This window comes from Mesorhizobium sp. M1066 (genome assembly GCF_040318635.1).
In the GTDB taxonomy this organism is placed as follows: Bacteria; Pseudomonadota; Alphaproteobacteria; order Rhizobiales; family Rhizobiaceae; genus Mesorhizobium.
Genome location: NZ_JAMYMR010000001.1, coordinates 243833 through 262580, shown reverse-complemented (window position 1 = coordinate 262580; position 18748 = coordinate 243833). Strand labels below are relative to the sequence as shown.

The following is an 18748-nucleotide window of genomic DNA, read 5'->3' as shown; positions in this document are numbered from 1 at the left end:
CACGGCGCCTTGTCGAAGCCCAGCAAACCAGGGATGATTCCGTGACCGCCGAAGATCGCATCCGCGCCCTGCCCTGCTGGACCGGTGGCATCGAGATCGCACCGCTGCCCGGCGGTCTGAGCAACGCGAATTATGTGGTTACGGACGCGGCCGGACGACATGTTGTGCGCTTCGGCAAGGACTATCCGTTCCATCATGTCTTTCGTGAGCGCGAGGTGATGACGGCGCGGGCGGCGCATGCCGCCGGTTTCGCGCCAGCCGTCCGCCACGCCGAGCCGGGCATCCTGGTCACAGAGTTTCTCGGCGCCAAGACCTATCTCGCCGAGGACGTACGCGCCAATCTCGGCCGCGTCGCGGCTCTGATGCGCGCCTTCCACCGGGAAATGCCCAATCATGTCTCCGGCGCCGGCTTCATGTTCTGGGTGTTCCATGTCATTCGCGACTATGCGCGCACGCTTGAAGAAGGCGGCAGCCGCAAGCGCAGCGACTTGCCGCATCTGCTGACGCTGGCCGACGAACTGGAGCGCGCGCAGAAGCTGCTGCCGATCGTCTTTGGCCACAATGATCTGCTGCCGGCCAATATTCTCGATGACGGCAACAGGCTGTGGCTGATCGACTTCGAATATGCCGGTTTCAACACGGCGATGTTCGACCTCGCAGGCGCCGCCTCCAACGCCGGCATGAGCGACGAGGAATCCTTTGCCTTCCTGACCGCCTACTTCATGAAGGAACCGGACGATGCGATCCGCCGTTCGCACGCGGCCATGCAATGCGCCTCGCTGCTGCGCGAGGCGATGTGGAGCATGGTCTCCGAGCTCTATCTGGACGCGCCGGGCATCGACTACGTCGCCTACACCGAGGAAAATCTCGTCCGGCTCGACGCGGCACTGGAAAACTACCGGACAAAATACGGGATACAGAAATCATGACATTGCCGAGCCAGGCCGCCATCGTCGTCATCGGCGGTGGCATCATCGGCTGTTCGACGGCCTATCATCTGGCGCGCGACCACAAGGCTGACGTGGTGCTGCTGGAGCAGGGCAAGCTGACCTCGGGTTCGACCTGGCATGCCGCCGGCCTTGTCGGGCAATTGCGCTCGTCGGCGTCTATCACCCGCGTGCTGAAATACTCCGTCGACCTCTACAAGGGACTTGAGGCCGAGACCGGTCTCGCCACCGGCTGGAAGATGACCGGCTGCCTCAGGCTCGCCACCAATGCCGACCGCTGGACGGAGTACAAAAGGCTGGCGACGACAGCAAAAAGCTTCGGCATGGACATGCAATTGCTGTCGCCGGACCAGGTGAAAAGAATGTGGCCGCTGCTGGAGACCGGCGATCTCGTCGGCGCCTCCTGGCTGCCGACCGACGGCCAGGCGAGCCCCTCCGACATCACGCAGTCGCTGGCCAAGGGCGCGCGCATGCATGGCGCCAAACTGCTCGAGGATGTTCGCGTCACCGGCTTCGAGATGAAGGACGGCCGCATCACGGCGGTGAAGACCAGCAAGGGCGACATCGCCTGCGACAAGGTGGTCAACTGTGCGGGCCAATGGGCGCGGCAAGTGGGGGCCATGGCCGGCATCAACGTGCCGCTTCAGCCGGTGAAGCACCAGTACATCATCACCGAGAAGATCGACGGTCTGGCGACCGACGCGCCGACCATCCGCGACCCTGACCGACGCACCTATTTCAAGGAGGAAGTCGGCGGGCTGGTGATGGGCGGCTATGAGCCGAACCCGCAGGCCTGGGCGACTGGTCTCCCCGGCGGCGACGTACCCAATGATTGGGAGTTCAGGCTGTTCGACGACGACTACGACCATTTCGAGCAGCACATGAGCCAAGCGATCGCGCGCGTGCCGGCGCTGGAAACCGTCGGCGTCAAGCAGATGATCAACGGGCCGGAGAGTTTTACGCCGGACGGCAATTTCATTCTCGGCACAGCGCCCGAATGTGCCAACATGTTCGTCGGCGCCGGCTTCAACGCCTTCGGCATTGCCTCGGGCGGCGGCGCCGGCTGGGTGCTGGCCCAATGGGTGGTCGACGGCGAAGCGCCGCTCGACCTGTGGGTGGTCGACGTCAGGCGCTTTTCCAAACTGTACCGCGACCGGCAGTGGGTCCGCGACCGCACGCTGGAGGCCTATGGGAAGCATTACACGGTCGGCTTCCCGCATGAGGAGTATGCCAGCGGGAGACCACGCATCGTCTCGCCGCTTTATGACCGGCTGAAACAGCAGCGCGCCGTATTCGGCTCGAAGCTCGGATGGGAGCGGCCGAACTGGTTCGCACCGCAAGGCGTCGAGCCGGAGGACATCTATTCGATGGGCCGGCAGAACTGGTTCGCGGCGGTCGGCGACGAACACCGGCATGTGCGTGAAAAGGTCGGCATTTTCGATCAATCGTCTTTCGCCAAATACGAGCTGACCGGGCCTGATGCGCTGAAGGCGCTGGACTGGATCTGCGCCAACGATGTCAGCAAGCCGGTCGGCCGGCTGACTTATACACAGCTTCTCAACACGCGCGGCGGTATCGAGGCTGATCTCACTGTGGCGAGGCTGGCCGAGGAGAAATTCTACATCGTCACCGGCACAGGTTTCCGCACGCATGATTTCTCATGGATCAGCGATCATATCGGCGAAGGGCTCGACGCCAGGCTTGTCGACGTCACCGAGGATTTCGGCACGCTGTCGCTGATGGGTCCTCGGGCGCGCGACGTGCTCTCGGCGGCGACCGGAGCCGACGTGTCGAATGCCGGCTTCCCGTTCGGCCGTGTGCATGAGATTGCCATCGCCGGCCACACGGTTCGGGCGCTGCGCGTCACCTATGTCGGCGAGCTTGGTTGGGAACTGCATGTGCCGATCGCGGCCACCGGCGAAGTCTTCGACGCGTTGCTGGCGGCAGGCGAGAAGCATGACATCCGCCCGGTCGGCTATCGGGCGCTGGAATCGCTGCGGCTGGAAAAAGGCTATCGCGCCTGGGGCTCCGACATCACCCCCAACGACACGCCGCAGGAAGCCGGGCTCGGTTGGGCGGTCAAGCTGCGCAAGAACACCGATTTCGTTGGACGGCGCGCGCTGGAGAAGACCAGCGGCGCGGCACTGAAGAAACGCTTTGCCGGCTTCACGGTCGACGACCCCGAGATCGTGCTGCTCGGTCGCGAAACCATACTGCGCAATGGCGATCCGGTCGGTTATCTCAGCAGCGGTGGTTATGGCTACACGCTGGGCAAGACCATCGGCTACGGCTATGTGCGCAACGCCGACGGGGTGAGCGACGATTTTCTGGTCTCGGGCGACTATGAACTGGTGGTTGCGATGGAACGAACACCGGCCAAGATCCATCTCGAGCCGATGTACGACCCGGCAGGCGCCAGGGTCAAAGCGTAGGTCAGGTCACGCGCAGTGCGAGACCGCGGCTGGGCACGGTGTCGGCTTCGCCCGGCATGGAGACGTAAGGGCGCGTTTCCTCGACGCGGGTGACGAGGCCTTGCGCCTCGATCTCGCCGACACGCGTGGCAAAGCCGGCATCCCACAGCGTGTTCTTGACCGTCAGCACGATCACGCCGCCCGGGCGGCAGATGCGGATTAGCTCGTCCAGCCCCTCGACGCCGACGTGGCCCGAGGTGAAGACGCCGGCCGAGATGATCCCGGCATAGGCATCATCGGCAAAGGGCAGATGACCGCCGAGCGCCAGGCAATGGAGCGCGGAATAGACGCCCTTGCGGGCCGCCTGATCCAGCATGCCTTGTGAAATATCGAGTGCCTCGACTTGCGGGTAACCAGCAATATCAAGCCATTCGCCGATGAGCCCGGTGCCGGCCCCGGCATCGAGCAGCGGTGCTGAACCGCGCGGCAGATGGCGGGCCAGCAAGGCAAGGCAGATCGTCGGGTGGCGATAGCCGGCGGCCGACATGTCGGCGTCATAGGTTTCCGACCAGCGATCATAGAGTGCGGCCACCTCTTCGGGCCGCTTTGCCGCGTAGGCCGCGCCGAGCGCGCCCTGATGTTTGCTGTCCGCCACTTTTATCAGTCCGCCAATTTTTGATCTCGCAGTGATGATAGCCAAAGCGCGAAAATTGTGGAACCGTCGCTGCGACAAATAACAGCGTGGGGGCGCAGGCATGGTGACAGACGAGGCGCGTGCGGCACTGGACGCCATTCCCATGCTGGCCGGCTACAGCGGGCCGCTGGAACGGCTGGGCGGCCTCACCAATCTCGTCTTCAAGGCCGGCGACTTCTGCCTGCGCATTCCCGGCAAGGGCACCGAGGAATACATCAACCGGGTCAACGAAGCGGTGGCTGCACGCGAAGCGGCAAAGGCAGGGGTCAGTCCCGAGGTGCTGCATGTCGACCCGGAGACCGGGGTGATGGTGACACGCTACATCGCCGGCGCCGAAACGATGTCGCCGGAGAAATTCCGGACACGTCCGGGCGGTCCGGCCCGCGCCGGCGAGGCCTTTCGCAAGCTGCACGATTCAGGCGCGGTGTTTCCCTTCCGCTTCGAATTGTTCGCGATGATCGACGATTACCTCAAGGTGCTGTCCACCAAGGAGGTCGCCCTGCCCGCCGGTTATCATGACGTGGTGCGCGACGCCGAGAGCGTGCGCTCGGCGCTGGCCGCCCATCCGCTGCCGATCGTCGCCTGCCACTGCGACCCGCTGTGCGAGAACTTTCTCGATACTGGCGACAGGATGTGGATCGTCGACTGGGAATATTCGGGCATGAACGATCCGCTCTGGGACCTTGGCGACCTCAGCGTGGAGGGCAAGTTCGACGCCGCCCAGGACGAAGAGATGATACGCGCCTATTTCGGCGGCGAGGCGAGGCCGGCGGAGCGCGGCCGCATCGTCATCTACAAGGCAATGTGCGATCTGTTGTGGACGCTATGGGGACTGATCCAGCTCGCCAATAACAACCCGGTTGAAGATTTCCGTGCCTATGCCGACGGGCGGTTCGCGCGCTGCAAGGCGCTGATGGAGACGCCGGAGTTTTCGGGGCATCTGGCAGCAATACACCGGGGCTGAGCCTGGACTAATTCACGCCTTTCGGCACGTTTTCGGGCGGCACCGTGGTCTCGACCACTTTCTGGCGATGGAAGATGAACAGGCCGGCGAGAACGATGATGGCCGAGCCGATCAGGATGCGCGGACCGGGAACGTCGCCGAAGAACACCAGGCCGAACACCACCGCCCATAGCAGCAGCGTGTAGTGCAGCGGCGCCAATGTCGAAGCCGGCGCCAGCTTGAGCGCCCTGGTGATCATCAGGTGGGCGCCGCAGGAGACGATGCCCAGCAGCAGCATGGCGCCGAGATCGAGTGCCGACGGCGTCTGCCAGGCGCCGATGGTCAGCACACCGCCGACCAGCAGCGTGCCGATGGTCTGCCATGTCACCAGATTGGTGTCGCTGGTGCCACGCAGGCGGCGGTTGAGGATGATGGCGAAGGCGAAGGAGATGCTGCCTACCAGCGCAAAACCCGATGACAGCGAGAACGTCGCCGAGGACGGTTTCAGCATGATCAAAACGCCGCAGAAGCCGAGCAGGATCGCCATCCAGCGGCGCCAGCCGACCTTCTCGCCAAGCAGGAGGTGCGAGAGCGCCGCCACATAGATCGGCCCGGCCATGTAGAAGCTCATGACATCGGCAAGCGGCAGATAGACCACGGCGGCATAGAAGAGCGCGGTGTCGAGCGTGGTCATCACCACCCGCAGCAGCTGCAGCTCCAGGCGTTCCATGCGAAACAGCCTGGCCGGGCCCTGGTTGGCGATCATCGGGCCGAGCACGAAGAAGGCGCCGATGGAGCGGATCAGCACCACCTGGCCGACGGAGAAGCTGGCGACCAGCCACTTGCCCATGGCGTCGTTCAGCGCAAACAGGAAGTCGCCGGCCAGCATCAGCAGAATGCCGGCCAGAAGCACATTCCTGATCGTCGAATTCTGCGCCACGGGCTGCGTCATGCCGATCCCGATTCCTCCCTGGTAAGCCGCGTCGTAGACGGAAGTGGCTGCTTTGACGAGGAGAAAACCGGAAATCGGCAAGGCCAGCCTCGGGAATCGGCTGGGTCTGCGCGATTCAGTTCCCTTTTGGCTGCGGCCTGAGGATAATGGGCCGATAGATCACTGGCCTGTCCCAGGGGTCGAAAGCCGGGGTGCGTCTGAGCTCCGCACGCCGCTCCAGATCGATGCGCTGCAGACACTCGGCAAAGGCGTCATTCTTCTTGACGAAGCCGTAGGATCGGCATTTCGCTTCGTCGGCGGTGCGGCGATCCTCTGCCGTCACCGTCGTGCAGCCGGCGCAAAGCGCCGTCAGCGCCACCGCCATCACAGTCTTGCGCCACATGGAATCCTCCTCGGAATAAAGTGGAGGCTTAATGTAGACTTATTTCCCAACGGGCGAAGCTTTGAGCCTTGATGCAGATGCGGCGTCCTATTGGGCCTGATGCGAATCGTGCCGTCGGTTCACAAGTACCGGCCTTCCGTCGATGGACAGTCTGGTTTCCTGCTTCGTTCGCTCCGCCACCACCTTGCCCCTGGCGATGACGCACAGGCGCTCGGCGCGCAGCCGCAGGGCTTCGACCGGATTGCCGGCATCGAGGACGACAAGGCTGGCGCGCTTGCCGACCGCCAGGCCGAGATGATCGAGGCCCATGATCGCGGCATTGACGTTGGTGACCATGTCGAAGCAGCGCGCCATCTCGGCCGGGCTCGACATCTGAGCAACGTGCAGACCCATGAAGGCGACATCGAGCATGTCGGCGGTACCAAGCGAATACCAGGGATCGAGCACGCAATCCTGACCCCAGCCGACGCGAATGCCGAGCGCCAGCATTTCCTTGACCCGAGTCAGGCCGCGGCGCTTCGGGAAGGTGTCGTGGCGGCCCTGCAGCATGATGTTGATCAGCGGATTGGGAATGACCGAGACGCCGGCCTCGGCGATCAGCGGCAGCAGCTTCGAGACGTAGTAATCGTCCATCGAATGCATCGATGTGAGATGCGAGCCGGCCACCCTGTTTTGCAGACCAAGGCGCTGCGTCTCATAGGCAAGCTGTTCGATGTGACGCGACAGCGGGTCGTCGGTCTCGTCGCAATGCAGGTCGACCATCAGGCCGCGCCTGGCCGCGATCTCGCACAGCTCCGTTACCGAGCGCGTGCCGTCGGCCATGGTGCGCTCGAAATGCGGGATGCCGCCGACAATGTCGACGCCCATGTCCAACGCGCGGATGGTGTTCTCCCGCGCCGTCGGCGAGCGATAGAACCCGTCCTGCGGGAAGGCGACCAGTTGCAGGTCGATATAGGGAGCGACCATTTTCTTGACCTCGAGCAGCGCCTCGACCGCCAGCAGCCTGTCATCGCAGACATCGACATGGGTGCGGATGGCGAGCAGGCCCATCGACACCGCCCAGTCGCAATAGGCCAATGCGCGGTCGCGTACCGCCTCATGCGTCAAAAGCGGCTTCAACTCGCCCCATAGCGAAATGCCTTCGAGCAGCGTACCCGACGCGTTGATGCGCGGAATGCCGTAGGAGAGCGTCGCGTCCATGTGGAAATGCGGATCGACGAAGGGCGGCGAGACCAGATTGTCACGGGCGTCGATCTCGGTCGACGCAGAACCCTGCAGAGTGGGCTCGATCGCCGCGATCGTCTCGCCGCTGATGCCGATGTCGGCAACGCTGCCATCAGGCAGCGTGCCGCCGCGAACGATAAGGTCGAAATCCATCTGTCGTCATCCCGTCAAAAGAATCATCTGATATAGCCGAGGCTGAAAATCGCATCCCGTCGATGCCGCTTGCAACAGCGGTTTGTCCGCGGCGGCCGTGATGGTTCCATCCGGCCGCAACTCCCTCTATAAGCCGCCTTCGTTGTCCCGGCTTCAAGGATCCGCCGTTTGTTTCGTTTCTTCCGCTCGACGGAAAACCAGCGCCTCGTTGCGAGGTTGATCCGGGAATCCTTTTACCAGCACAGGTTTGGCTACGGCGCCGCGATCTTGTCGATGCTTGTGGTGGCCGCCACGACCGGCGCCAGCGCCTGGATTCTCAAAGAGATCACCGACGAATTCGTGGTCTTCAAGCGGATTGACCGCGTCAACCTGATTGCGGCGGGGGTTGCCACGATCTTCATCCTCAAGGGTCTCGCCAACTTCATCCAGGCCTATTTCATGAGCCGGGTCGGCAACGCCATCATCGCCGACCGCCAGCGCAAGATCTACGACCGCATCCTGGCGCAAGGCATCGAATTCTACCATTCGACCTCGTCGTCCGACCTGATCACGCGCATGACCAACAATGCGCAGGCGGCGCGCAACGTGCTCGACCTCGTTGTCACGTCCTATGTGCGCGACCTGTTGTCGCTGGTTGTCCTGGTAGGAGTCATGGTCTGGCAGCAGCCAGCCTTGTCCATAATCTGCTTTGTCGTCGGCCCCTTGGCTATCTACGGGGTCAACCGCATCCTCAAACGTGTTCGCAAGTTCGCCGCGATGGAGTTTCGCTCGGTCGGCCAGATCGTGCAGGTGATGCAGGAAACGGCAATCGGCGTGCGCGTCGTCAAATCCTTCAACCTCGAAGGCGCAATGCGCAACCGCATGTACAAGGCCGTGTCGGACGTCGAGAACCGGGCCAACAACATCGCGACGCTGGAGGCTGCGACAAGCCCGGTGATGGAGACGCTGGCCGGACTGGCAATTGCCGGGGCCATCTTCGTCAGCGGCTTCCTGGTCTTGCAGGGCGGCCAGATGCCGGGAAACATCATGGCCTTCATCGGGGCGCTGCTGTTCGCCTATGAGCCGGCAAAGCGCCTTGCGCGCGTGCGCATATCGCTGGAAAGCGGCATTGTCGGCGTGCGCATGATGTTCGAGCTCGCCGACCAGCCGCTGACTCTGATCGAGAAGCCGGACGCGAAGCCGCTTCTGGCCGGACCGGGCGAGATCCGGTTCGACGCCGTCGACTTCGCTTATCAGAACGGGCCGCCGGTGCTGGACAGGTTCGATCTGACGCTTGCGCCCGGCAAGATGACGGCGCTGGTCGGGCCTTCCGGCGGCGGCAAGTCGACGATTCTGAACCTGATCATGCGCATGTACGACCCGAAGAGCGGCAAGGTGCTGTTCGATGGTCAGGATATTTCCCATGCGACGCTCGCATCGCTGCGGGAAAAGATCGCCTATGTCAGCCAGGACACGTTCCTGTTTGCCGGCACCATCATGCACAACATCCGGCTTGGGCGCGAGGGTGCGACCGATGAAGAGGTGATCGCCGCCGCCAAGGCGGCCAACGCCCATGACTTCATCAGCGCGCAGGCGAAAGGCTACGAGACGGATGTCGGCGAGAATGGCGGCCTGCTGTCGGGCGGGCAGCGCCAAAGGATCTCGATCGCACGCGCCATGCTGCGCAATGCCGAGATCCTTCTGCTGGACGAAGCGACCAGCGCGCTCGATGCCGAATCGGAAGCGCTGTTCCGCGACGCGCTGCAGCAATTGACGGAAGGCCGCACGACGATCGTTATCGCGCACCGTCTGTCGACCGTGCACCAGGCTGACACGATCGTGGTGCTCGAAGCCGGCAAGGTGGTGGAAAGCGGCCCGCACAAGACCTTGCTCAAGCAGGGCGGGCTCTACCAGAAGCTTTATGAGTATCAGTTGATGCCGTGATGGTGTTCCGGATGTTGGAGCCAGGCCCCCTCATCCGGCCCTTCGGGCCACCTTCTCCCCGAGGGGAGAAGAGATCGTCAGCGCCGGCGCCAGCCTCTTCTCCCCAGCGGGGAGAAGGTGGCCGCGTAGCGGCCGGATGAGGGGGCCTGGTCGCGAACCTTATTCCGGCACAAACCTGACCGCGCCCTTGGCCGCGCTGGTCGCCATCGCGGCATAGGCACGCAAGGCGGTCGTCACCTTGCGCTTGCGCTTTTCCTCTGGCTTCCAGGCCAGGGCGCCCTTGGCCTCCATCGCCGCCCGGCGCGCAGCGAGTTCCGCCTCATCGACAGCCAGACGGATGCTGCGGTTCGGGATGTCGATCTCGATCGTATCGCCCTCCTGCACCAGCCCGATCAGCCCGCCTTCCGCGGCTTCCGGCGATGCGTGGCCGATCGACAGGCCCGACGTGCCGCCGGAGAAGCGGCCGTCGGTGACCAGAGCGCAGGCCTTGCCGAGCCCTTTCGACTTCAGATAGCTGGTTGGATAAAGCATTTCCTGCATGCCTGGGCCGCCGCGCGGCCCTTCATAGCGGATGACGACCACATCGCCGGCCTTGATCTCGTTGGACAGGATCGCCTTGACGCTGGAATCCTGGCTTTCGAAGACGCGGGCCGGGCCGGTGAACTTCAGGATCGATTCATCGACGCCGGCCGTCTTCACGATGCAGCCGTCGAGAGCCAGATTGCCTTTCAGCACGGCGAGGCCGCCATCCTTGGAAAAGGGATGTTCGGTCGAGCGGATGACGCCTTTCTCGCGGTCGAGATCGAGTTCGTCCCAGCGGCGGTCCTGGCTGAAAGCGACCTGTGTCGGCACGCCACCAGGGGCGGCGAGGAAGAAATCGCGCACACTCTGGCTGGTCGTGCGGGAAATATCCCAATGGTCGAGCGCTTCGCCCAGCGTTCGCGTATGGACCGTCGGCAGGTCGCGGTTGAGCAGGCCGGCATTGTCGAGCTGGCCGAGGATGGCCATGATGCCGCCGGCGCGGTGGACGTCTTCCATGTGGACGTCGGACTTGGCCGGAGCAACCTTGCACAGCACCGGCACCTTGCGCGACAGCGCGTCGATGTCGTCCTGATCGAAATCGATCTCGCCCTCATGCGCGGCAGCCAGGATGTGCAGCACGGTGTTGGTCGAGCCGCCCATGGCGATGTCGAGCGTCATGGCGTTCTCGAACGCACCTTTGGAGGCGATGTTGCGTGGCAGCGCGGTTTCGTCGTCCTGCTCGTAATAGCGCTGGGCGAGATCGACGATCAGGTGGCCCGCCTCGACGAACAGCCGCTTGCGGTCGGCATGCGTCGCCAATGTCGAGCCGTTGCCAGGCAGCGACAGGCCAAGCGCCTCGGTCAGGCAATTCATCGAATTGGCGGTGAACATGCCCGAGCAGGAGCCGCAGGTCGGGCAGGCCGAGCGCTCGATGACCTTGACGTCCTCGTCGGAAATTCTGTCGTCGGCGGCCGCCACCATGGCATCGACGAGGTCGAGAGCCTGCGTCTTGCCGGCGAGCACCACCTTGCCGGCTTCCATCGGACCGCCGGAAACGAAGACGGTAGGGATGTTGAGGCGCAACGATGCCATCAGCATGCCGGGCGTGATCTTGTCGCAATTGGAGATGCAGACCATGGCGTCGGCACAGTGAGCGTTGACCATGTACTCGACCGAGTCGGCGATCAGCTCGCGCGACGGCAGCGAATAGAGCATGCCGTCATGGCCCATGGCGATGCCGTCGTCGACGGCGATGGTGTTGAATTCCTTGGCAACGCCGCCGGCCTTCTCGATCTCGCGCGCGACCAACTGGCCGAGATCCTTCAGATGGACATGGCCCGGCACGAATTGGGTGAAGGAGTTGACCACCGCGATGATCGGCTTGCCGAAATCCGAGTCCTTCATGCCGGTGGCGCGCCAGAGGCCGCGAGCGCCGGCCATGTTGCGGCCATGGGTGGTGGTGCGGGAGCGATAGGCAGGCATGTTTTTTCCTTGGTGGCTGGCCGCAGCCCAAGAATGGCACGGCAGAGCTGAATTCGGACCGCTGGCGTTATAGACGCGCAAATATGGTCTGGCCACAATTTTGCAATGCGCCAGAATGCAAGGCGCAACTTGGTTGACGAGGGTCATTCATCTGTATATAGCTAAATGGGTATATACCTTATTGGCTATGGATGACAGATGAACCAGCTGGACGCTACCTTTGCCGCGCTCGCCGATCCAACACGGCGCGCGATCCTTGCGCGGCTCATCCAGGGCGAAGCTTCGGTCATGGAGCTCGCCGAACCCTTCGCGATGAGCCAACCGTCTATTTCCAAGCATCTCAAGGTGCTGGAAAACGCTGGGCTGATCTCTCGTGGCCGCGACGCGCAGCGCCGGCCATGCCGGCTGGAAGCCGAGCCGCTGGCCGAGGCCAATGACTGGCTGGAGCGTTATCGCAAAATCTGGGAAGGCAATTTCCAGCGCCTCGACGCCCTGTTGGGCGCCATGCAAGCCGAAAAAGCTCCCGGCGAGGCAGACCAGTAGCCGGAAAAAAATCGAGACCGTGTCGGATCGCTGGCCGGCCGGCCGTCCTTGGACAACATAAGGAGGATCATCGTGAGCACCACAATTCTGCCCGGCTCAACCGTCGCCACCTTGACAGTGACCACGCCCAGCGACCGTGAGATCCAGATCACCCGCCTCTTCGCGGCGCCACGGCCGATGGTCTTCGACTGCTGGACGGTGCCGGAGCTGCTGAAGGGCTGGCTGCACGGCCCGGGCGGCTGGCGTCTGACGGTTTGCGAGATCGACCTCAGAGTCGGCGGCGCGACGCGTTATGTCTGGCAGCACCGCGACGGTCGCAGTATGGGTATGAGCGGCGCCTATCGCGAAATCGTACGGCCGAGCCGGATCGTCGCAACCGAACTGTTCGACGAGGACTGGACCGGTGGCGAAACGATCGGAACGGTGACCTTTACCGATCAGACCGGCAAAACCCTTTTAACGCAGACGGTGCTCTACGCTTCGCAAACAGCCCGTGACGGCGCTCTCGGCACCGGCATGACCAGCGGCATGGCCAACAGCTACGCCCAGCTCGACGCCTATCTTTTTTCACTCCAGGACGCCGCCAAGGGCGCCGCCTGACCCTTCCCCAAAGAAATGCCAAGGAGACAGACAATGCAAAAGATCACAACCTTCCTGTGGTTCGACGGCCAGGCCGAAGAGGCCATGAACCACTACGTATCGATCTTCAAGAATTCCAAGGTGTTGAGCGTCACGCGCTGGCCACAGGGCCACGCCCAGGAAGGCAAGGTGTTGGTGGCCTCATTCGAACTCGACGGCGTGCAGTTCCAGGCGCTCAATGGCGGCCCCCAATACAAATTCACAGAGGCCATGTCGCTGTCGATCGACTGCAAGACGCAGGCTGAAGTCGACCATTTCTGGAGCAAACTCACCGAAGGCGGTGGCGAACCCGGCCGTTGCAGCTGGCTGAAGGACAGATTCGGCGTTTCCTGGCAAGTCGTGCCGGAGCAATTGCCCAGGCTGCTCGGGGATGCGGACCGGGCGAAGGCCGGCCGGGTGATGTCGGCGATGATGCAGATGGGCAAGATCGACATCGCCCAGATCGAAGAAGCGGCCAAAGGCTGAGCGAAACCTTCAACGCCGGCGCCGCCCTCATCCGCCCTTCGGGCACCTTCTCCCCGTAAACGGGGAGAAGGAAAAAGCCGACTTACGCCGCCTTGTCGCGGACCTGATAATCCTTGATCGTGGCAAACTTGATCGCCTTCCAGCGTTCCGCTTCGTAGTTCAGCGAAAAGGCGTGCTGGGCCAGGAACACCGGATCGTTGTCAAGGTCGCGGGCGATGTCGCCGCGATGCGCCTCGATGAAGCGCAGGACCTCGGCCTTGTCGTCGGCCGAGATCCAGCGGCAGACCGAAAACCGCGACATCTCGAATTCGACCGGCAGCGTGTATTCGAAGTTCAGCCGCTCCTTCAACACGTCGAGCTGCAGGGCGCCGACGACGCCGACGATGGCAGGCGAGCCGTCCTCCGGCGAAAACAGCTGCACGACGCCCTCTTCGGCCATCTGGTGCAGCGCTTCCTTGAGTTTTTTCGCTTTCATCGCGTCGCCGAGGCGCACACGACGCAGGATTTCCGGTGCAAAATTCGGAACGCCGCGGAACAGGATTTCCTCGCCCTCGGTCAGCGTATCGCCAATACGCAGCGTGCCGTGGTTGGGAATGCCGACGACATCGCCGGCGAACGCCTCGTCGGCGGTGACGCGGGTGCGGGCAAAGAAGAATTGCGGCGCCGACAGCGACATAGGCTTTCCCGTACGCACCAGCTTGGCCTTCATGCCGCGCTCGAGCTTGCCCGAACAGACGCGGACGAAGGCAATGCGGTCGCGGTGGTTGGGATCCATGTTGGCCTGGATCTTGAAGACGAAGGACGTCATCTTCTCCTCGGTTGCCTCGACCTTGCGGGTGTCGGCCTCCTGCGCGCGCGGCGGCGGTCCAAAAGCGCCAAGCGCCTCGATCAGGTCGCGCACGCCATAATTGCGCAGCGCCGAGCCGAAATAGACCGGCGTCAGATGGCCCTCTCGGAAGGCTTCTATATCAAGGGGTCTGCACGCTTCCCGCGCGAGCTCCAGTTCCTCGATGAAGGCTTCGCGTTCGTTTTCTGGCAAAAGGCCAGCAACGCGGTTGGAATCGGGACCATTAACCGGCGTGCGTTCTTTCTCCGCGTCGCCCCTGCGCACGGCATTCAGCGCCAGATGATAGGTGCCGGCAAAATTCTTGCCGCGGCCGATCGGCCAGGTGGCGGGGGCAGTATCCAGCGCCAGCTTCTGCTCGATCTCGTCCAAAATCTCGAACGGATCGCGGCTTTCGCGGTCCATCTTGTTGATGAAGGTGATGATCGGGATATCGCGCAGCCGGCAGACTTCGAACAGCTTCAGTGTGCGCGGCTCGATGCCCTTGGCGGCATCGATGACCATGACCGCCGAGTCGACCGCCGACAGCGTGCGGTAGGTGTCGTCGGCGAAATCCTCGTGGCCGGGCGTGTCGAGCAGGTTGAAGACATTGTCCTCATACTCGAAGGTCATCACCGAAGTGACGACCGAAATGCCGCGCTCGCGCTCGATCTTCATCCAGTCGGAGCGGGTCTGGATCTTGTCCTTCTTGGCTTTGACCTCGCCGGCAAGCTGGATAGCGCCGCCGAACAGCAGCAGCTTTTCGGTGAGCGTGGTCTTGCCGGCGTCCGGGTGCGCGATGATCGCGAAGGTGCGGCGGCGCGCCACTTCTTCTTCTATTGCTTCGGGCATTCTCTGGGATTTCCGTGTGACAGGCCGGGCTTCTAGCAGCGCAGTGCCGGGCTGTCGACCGGTCCGACGGCGCGGGTGCCTCCTCGCCATCACAGCATGGAGCTCAGACATGCTGTGGTTCGGGTGAGCATTGCCACATATTTCGCGTTGGCAAGCGATTGCCGGGATGGCACTGGATGAACACCCCACGGAATGACGAGGCAAAGGAACGAACATGACAGCGGCGAAACAAGTGATCGTCATCGGCGCCGGCATCATCGGCGCGTCCATCGCCTGGCATCTGAGCAAGGCGGGAGCACAGGTCACGGTCATTTCCGACAGCCCCGTCGGTGGAATCGCCACCCCAAACTCGTTTGCCTGGATCAATGCCAGCTGGGGCAATCCGGAGCCCTATTTCCGGCTGCGCACCCGCGCGATGGCCGGGTGGTCGCGGCTGGCGCAGGACCTGCCCGGCCTGCCGCTGAGCTGGTGCGGCGGCCTGTGCTGGGATTTGCCGGCGGCCGACATGAAAACCTACGCCACGGAACATTCCGCCTGGGGCTATGGCATCAGCCAAGTCGACCGCGCCGGTGCCGCGCGAATCGAGCCCAATCTCACCGAGCTTCCGGATTTTGCTCTGCATGTGGCTGAGGAAGGTGTCGCAGAGCCCGTGGCCGCCGCCCATGCCCTATTGGCAGACGCGAAGCGACATGGCGCGAAGACCATCTCCAGCACGGTGACGGCCCTGGTCCAGACCGGCGGCAGGATCACCGGTGTCGACACATCGCACGGATTGATTGCATCAGACGAGGTGGTGATCGCCGCTGGCGTCGGCGCGCCGGAGATTGCCGCGACGGCCGGGATCAGCCTGCCGATCGAAACACCGCCCGGCCTGATCGTCCATTCCCAGCCCACCAAAAAGCTGCTCAACGGCCTCGTGCTGGCCGAGCGGCTGCATATGCGCCAGACGGCCGAAGGCCGCATCATCGCAGGCTCGGATTTCGGCGGCGCCGATCCGGGTATGAATGCCGAAGCCACCGCCCACGCGCTGTTTGCGGCCATGAAAGCCATGTTGCGCGGCAGCGACGGGTTGGAATTCGACTTCCACACGATCGGCTACCGGCCGACGCCGATCGACGGCTTTCCGATCATCGGCCGCGCCGAAGGCATGGACGGTGTCTATGTCGCGGTCATGCATTCGGGCATCACACTGGCGCCGGCCGTCGGCCTGTTCGCCACAAGGGAAATTCTCGACGGCGAGCGCGACCCCTTACTTGCCCCTTATGGATTGTCGCGCTTCGCTCAATAGGCGGGCGGACGGCGAAAGCCGCCGGTCAGGGGTTCGATTGCCCTGGCCATGCCGAGCAGCTGTGACTCCGACCAGCGTTGGCCGACCAGTTGCAGGCCGATCGGCAGGCCGGCGCTGTCCTGTCCGCATGGGATGGAAAGGGCCGGATGGCCGCTGTAATTGAACACCGCGCCATAGGCCGGCAGCATCCAATAGCTCTGCTCCTTGCCGTCGACCTTGATCGGCTTGCCGGGCTCGCAATGCGGGAAGGCCGTGGTCATGGCGACCGGGCAGAGCAACACGTCATGGTCCTCGAAAAACCGGTCCCAGGCGAGAATGGACCTATCGCGGCGGGCGAGTGCCTCGAACCAACGCGAGACCGGTGCCGGTCCCTCCGTTGGCTCCGGCTGAGCGGCCTCCAGCATCATCCCGATCAGCGCGCCGCCCTGCTCCAGATCGTCATGCAGGTCGAGTTTCGGCAGTTTTGCTTCTTCGACGATCGCTCCTGCCGATTGTAACTGCCTTGCGAGACTTTCGACCGCGGCGCGGAGGTCGCCCGCCACTGGAAACCCGGGAAAGAACGGCGCGGAGGCAATGCGCAATGTCTTGAGGTCGAGCTTCGGCATGTCGTCGACCGGCACCGGCGCAAGATCGGTGTCGCTTCCATCCGGGCCGGCGATGATTTGATAGATCAGCGCCAAATCTTCCACGCTGCGCGCCAACGGCCCGAGGCAGGACATCAGCCGCACGCCGCGCGCGGCACCGCCAGGATCGGGGAAGGCGCCGGTCAGCGAGACGCGGTGCTCCGTCGGCTTCAGGCCATAGGCACCGCAAAAGGCGGCCGGCAGCCGGATCGAATCCTGCATGTCGGTGCCGACGTCAAACGGCGTCATCCCCGAGCAAAGTGCGGCCGCCGCGCCGCCGCTGGAGCCGCCGGCGGTGCGCTGGAGATTCCATGGATTGTTGGTACGGCCGAACAGCAGGTTGTTCGACTGCCAGTCCGAAAGCATGGTCGCGACATTGGTCTTGGCCATCAGCACGCCGCCAGCCGCACGCAAGCGGGCGACGACCGGACTGTCCTGTTTGGCGACATAGTCGGCAAAGGGCGGAAAGCCGACCGTGGTCTTCATGCCTGACGTTTCGTGCGTGTCCTTCAGTGTGAACGGTACGCCGTGCAGAGGTCCGAGAGCGTCGCCGCGCGCCTGGGCGGCGTCCGCCTTCTTGGCACGCTCGCGAGCCCCTTCCCTGTCGAGCGAGATGACGGCGTTGACCGCATCGTTGTGGGCATCGATCTGCGCCAGATGCGCGTCGAGGGCTTCCACGGCGGAGATTTTCCGTGTGGCGATGGCTGCGGCGAGATCGACGGTTGAGGAGAAGACGAGGTCCATAGTGAATGCTCCGGCTTGGCCGCTCGCCTGATCAAGATGGCGGACAACGGCATGACTTCAAGTGAGTGGAAGCATTCGACGATTGGCCGCGTTTGATCGAAATTGTGCCGATAGTCTGTTGAGGTCGGCGCTCTACGGCGCCCCCCTCTGTCCTGCCGGACATCTCCCCCACAGGTGGGGAGATTGGATGTCACGACAGCTTTCGCCAATCTCGGACGTTGCAAGGAATAGCGCGGCAGTCGCAGGTGCCAATCTCCCCCCGTGTGGGGGAGATGTCCGGCAGGACAGAGGGGGGCGCTGTCCCGCGGCGTTGCCGCACTGTTGCAACTAGACGGCCAGTGCCAGCCTGGCCGATGCGGGTGCGAAAGGACGAATGACCATGCCATCGCCAGTGATCGTCACAAAACTCGACGGCGGGATCGCCTGCCAGTCGCCGCCCTCGCGGTCGAACGGTTCGGAAACGATGCAGCGGCCGCCGCCCTTGCGCAGGACAGACGTGTAGAGCGTCGGTGCGTGAGCGTCGGTGGCATAGCGCACCGCATGCAGCGCCTGCCCGTCGGAAAAGGCGGCGGTGAGCTTCAGCGCCGGTTCGAGGCCGGCGCGCCGCGAAGCTTCGAGCACGCGGCTGGTGGCGCGGGAGACGGCGCCTTGCGGATCGGCGGCCAATCCCTCGTCGATCATCAGCAGGAAAAACAATTCGGAATCGGTGGTGCCCTCGCGCTGGTCGAAGACGGCGTCGGACAGCGAGTTCTCCAGCACGCGGCGGATCTTTTCGAAACCGCCGATCTGGCCGTTGTGCATGAACGACCAGTTGCTGGAGATGAACGGATGGCAGTTCATGCGGCTGGTGGCGCCGCCGGTCGACGCCCGCACATGGGCAAGGAACAGGCCGGATTTGATCTGCCGGCACAGACTTTTCAGATTGGGATCGGACCAGGCCGGCAGGATATCGCGATAGAGACCCGGCTCCGGGCGGTCGCCATACCAGGCAAGGCCGAAACCGTCGCCATTGGTCGGCGATTTCGCCTCCTGGGCGCAGTGGCTCTGGGCGATCAGCGAGTGACAGGGCGCGGTGAGGATGTCTTCGAGAAAGACCGCTTCACCGAGATAGGCCGCCCACCGGCACATCGCTTCTGTC

General features: G+C 63.5%; 16 protein-coding genes. 8 read left to right on the top strand and 8 right to left on the bottom strand.

The window, feature by feature from the left end:
• Positions 1-41 precede the first annotated feature (41 nt).
• Both NKH52_RS01160 and NKH52_RS01155 read left to right on the top strand, forming a co-directional pair.
• Complete coding sequence (locus tag NKH52_RS01160; RefSeq protein ID WP_023811669.1) at positions 42-929, top strand: phosphotransferase family protein; 888 nt, start codon at positions 42-44, stop codon at positions 927-929.
• Complete coding sequence (locus tag NKH52_RS01155; protein WP_352729125.1) at positions 926-3379, top strand: GcvT family protein; 2454 nt, start codon at positions 926-928, stop codon at positions 3377-3379. The genes NKH52_RS01160 and NKH52_RS01155 overlap by 4 nt, the downstream gene beginning before the upstream one ends.
• Position 3380: 1 nt before the next feature.
• On the opposite strand, the gene NKH52_RS01150 is transcribed toward NKH52_RS01155, so the two are convergent.
• Positions 3381-4013: a class I SAM-dependent DNA methyltransferase gene (locus NKH52_RS01150; protein ID WP_164779970.1), complete on the bottom strand. Its 633-nt coding sequence runs from the start codon at positions 4011-4013 to the stop codon at positions 3381-3383.
• A 100-nt stretch (positions 4014-4113) separates the two neighbouring features.
• On the opposite strand from NKH52_RS01150, the gene NKH52_RS01145 reads away from it, so the two are divergent.
• Positions 4114-5016, top strand: coding sequence for a phosphotransferase (locus tag NKH52_RS01145; protein ID WP_352729127.1), 903 nt, complete (start codon positions 4114-4116; stop codon positions 5014-5016).
• A 7-nt stretch (positions 5017-5023) separates the two neighbouring features.
• Here the strand turns inward: NKH52_RS01145 and NKH52_RS01140 are convergent, their stop codons facing one another.
• The 3 genes from NKH52_RS01140 to NKH52_RS01130 form a co-directional block, all read right to left on the bottom strand.
• Complete coding sequence (locus NKH52_RS01140; RefSeq protein ID WP_352729129.1) at positions 5024-5947, bottom strand: DMT family transporter; 924 nt, start codon at positions 5945-5947, stop codon at positions 5024-5026.
• Positions 5948-6062: 115 nt separating this feature from the next.
• Entirely contained in the window at positions 6063-6329 is a 267-nt protein-coding gene (locus NKH52_RS01135; RefSeq protein ID WP_127319196.1) for a hypothetical protein, read from the bottom strand.
• Between the two features lie 87 nt (positions 6330-6416).
• On the bottom strand, positions 6417-7706 hold the full coding sequence (locus NKH52_RS01130; protein ID WP_352729131.1) for an amidohydrolase family protein: 1290 nt from the start codon (positions 7704-7706) through the stop codon (positions 6417-6419).
• A 168-nt stretch (positions 7707-7874) separates the two neighbouring features.
• Between NKH52_RS01130 and NKH52_RS01125 the strand changes: the two genes are divergently transcribed.
• A complete protein-coding gene (locus NKH52_RS01125; protein WP_352729133.1) occupies positions 7875-9629 on the top strand; it encodes an ABC transporter ATP-binding protein in 1755 nt (584 codons plus the stop codon).
• Positions 9630-9788: 159 nt separating this feature from the next.
• On the opposite strand, the gene ilvD is transcribed toward NKH52_RS01125, so the two are convergent.
• On the bottom strand, positions 9789-11633 hold the full coding sequence (ilvD, locus tag NKH52_RS01120) for a dihydroxy-acid dehydratase (protein ID WP_127290014.1): 1845 nt from the start codon (positions 11631-11633) through the stop codon (positions 9789-9791).
• 198 nt (positions 11634-11831) lie between these two features.
• Here ilvD and NKH52_RS01115 point away from each other — a divergent pair, with 198 nt between their 5' ends.
• The 3 genes from NKH52_RS01115 to NKH52_RS01105 all read left to right on the top strand — a co-directional run bounded on the left by NKH52_RS01115 (position 11832) and on the right by NKH52_RS01105 (position 13280).
• On the top strand, positions 11832-12176 hold the full coding sequence (locus NKH52_RS01115; protein ID WP_352729135.1) for an ArsR/SmtB family transcription factor: 345 nt from the start codon (positions 11832-11834) through the stop codon (positions 12174-12176).
• Between the two features lie 72 nt (positions 12177-12248).
• Complete coding sequence (locus tag NKH52_RS01110) at positions 12249-12776, top strand: SRPBCC family protein (protein WP_245490298.1); 528 nt, start codon at positions 12249-12251, stop codon at positions 12774-12776.
• Between the two features lie 33 nt (positions 12777-12809).
• The gene (locus tag NKH52_RS01105) at positions 12810-13280 is read left to right on the top strand and encodes a VOC family protein (RefSeq protein ID WP_352729138.1); all 471 of its coding nucleotides are present in this window, start codon (positions 12810-12812) and stop codon (positions 13278-13280) included.
• An 82-nt stretch (positions 13281-13362) separates the two neighbouring features.
• Here NKH52_RS01105 and NKH52_RS01100 read toward each other — a convergent pair whose 3' ends face one another.
• The gene (locus NKH52_RS01100; protein ID WP_352729140.1) at positions 13363-14955 is read right to left on the bottom strand and encodes a peptide chain release factor 3; all 1593 of its coding nucleotides are present in this window, start codon (positions 14953-14955) and stop codon (positions 13363-13365) included.
• A 214-nt stretch (positions 14956-15169) separates the two neighbouring features.
• On the opposite strand from NKH52_RS01100, the gene NKH52_RS01095 reads away from it, so the two are divergent.
• Complete coding sequence (locus tag NKH52_RS01095) at positions 15170-16243, top strand: NAD(P)/FAD-dependent oxidoreductase (protein ID WP_352729142.1); 1074 nt, start codon at positions 15170-15172, stop codon at positions 16241-16243.
• Here the strand turns inward: NKH52_RS01095 and NKH52_RS01090 are convergent.
• Both NKH52_RS01090 and NKH52_RS01085 read right to left on the bottom strand, forming a co-directional pair.
• A complete protein-coding gene (locus NKH52_RS01090) occupies positions 16237-17610 on the bottom strand; it encodes an amidase (protein ID WP_352729144.1) in 1374 nt (457 codons plus the stop codon). The genes NKH52_RS01095 and NKH52_RS01090 overlap by 7 nt on opposite strands.
• A gap of 327 nt (positions 17611-17937) precedes the next feature.
• Complete coding sequence (locus tag NKH52_RS01085; RefSeq protein ID WP_352729146.1) at positions 17938-18738, bottom strand: class II glutamine amidotransferase; 801 nt, start codon at positions 18736-18738, stop codon at positions 17938-17940.
• Positions 18739-18748: the final 10 nt, after the last annotated feature.

Coding starts and splice junctions, on each gene's coding strand:
- NKH52_RS01100 (WP_352729140.1), bottom strand. CDS start 14,955: ATGCCCGAAGCAATAGAAGAAGAAGTGGCGCGCCGCCGCACCTTCGCG.
- NKH52_RS01115 (WP_352729135.1), top strand. CDS start 11,832: ATGAACCAGCTGGACGCTACCTTTGCCGCGCTCGCCGATCCAACACGG.
- NKH52_RS01145 (WP_352729127.1), top strand. CDS start 4,114: ATGGTGACAGACGAGGCGCGTGCGGCACTGGACGCCATTCCCATGCTG.
- NKH52_RS01155 (WP_352729125.1), top strand. CDS start 926: ATGACATTGCCGAGCCAGGCCGCCATCGTCGTCATCGGCGGTGGCATC.
- ilvD (WP_127290014.1), bottom strand. CDS start 11,633: ATGCCTGCCTATCGCTCCCGCACCACCACCCATGGCCGCAACATGGCC.
- NKH52_RS01135 (WP_127319196.1), bottom strand. CDS start 6,329: ATGTGGCGCAAGACTGTGATGGCGGTGGCGCTGACGGCGCTTTGCGCC.
- NKH52_RS01085 (WP_352729146.1), bottom strand. CDS start 18,738: ATGTGCCGGTGGGCGGCCTATCTCGGTGAAGCGGTCTTTCTCGAAGAC.
- NKH52_RS01140 (WP_352729129.1), bottom strand. CDS start 5,947: ATGACGCAGCCCGTGGCGCAGAATTCGACGATCAGGAATGTGCTTCTG.
- NKH52_RS01090 (WP_352729144.1), bottom strand. CDS start 17,610: ATGGACCTCGTCTTCTCCTCAACCGTCGATCTCGCCGCAGCCATCGCC.
- NKH52_RS01130 (WP_352729131.1), bottom strand. CDS start 7,706: ATGGATTTCGACCTTATCGTTCGCGGCGGCACGCTGCCTGATGGCAGC.
- NKH52_RS01105 (WP_352729138.1), top strand. CDS start 12,810: ATGCAAAAGATCACAACCTTCCTGTGGTTCGACGGCCAGGCCGAAGAG.
- NKH52_RS01095 (WP_352729142.1), top strand. CDS start 15,170: ATGACAGCGGCGAAACAAGTGATCGTCATCGGCGCCGGCATCATCGGC.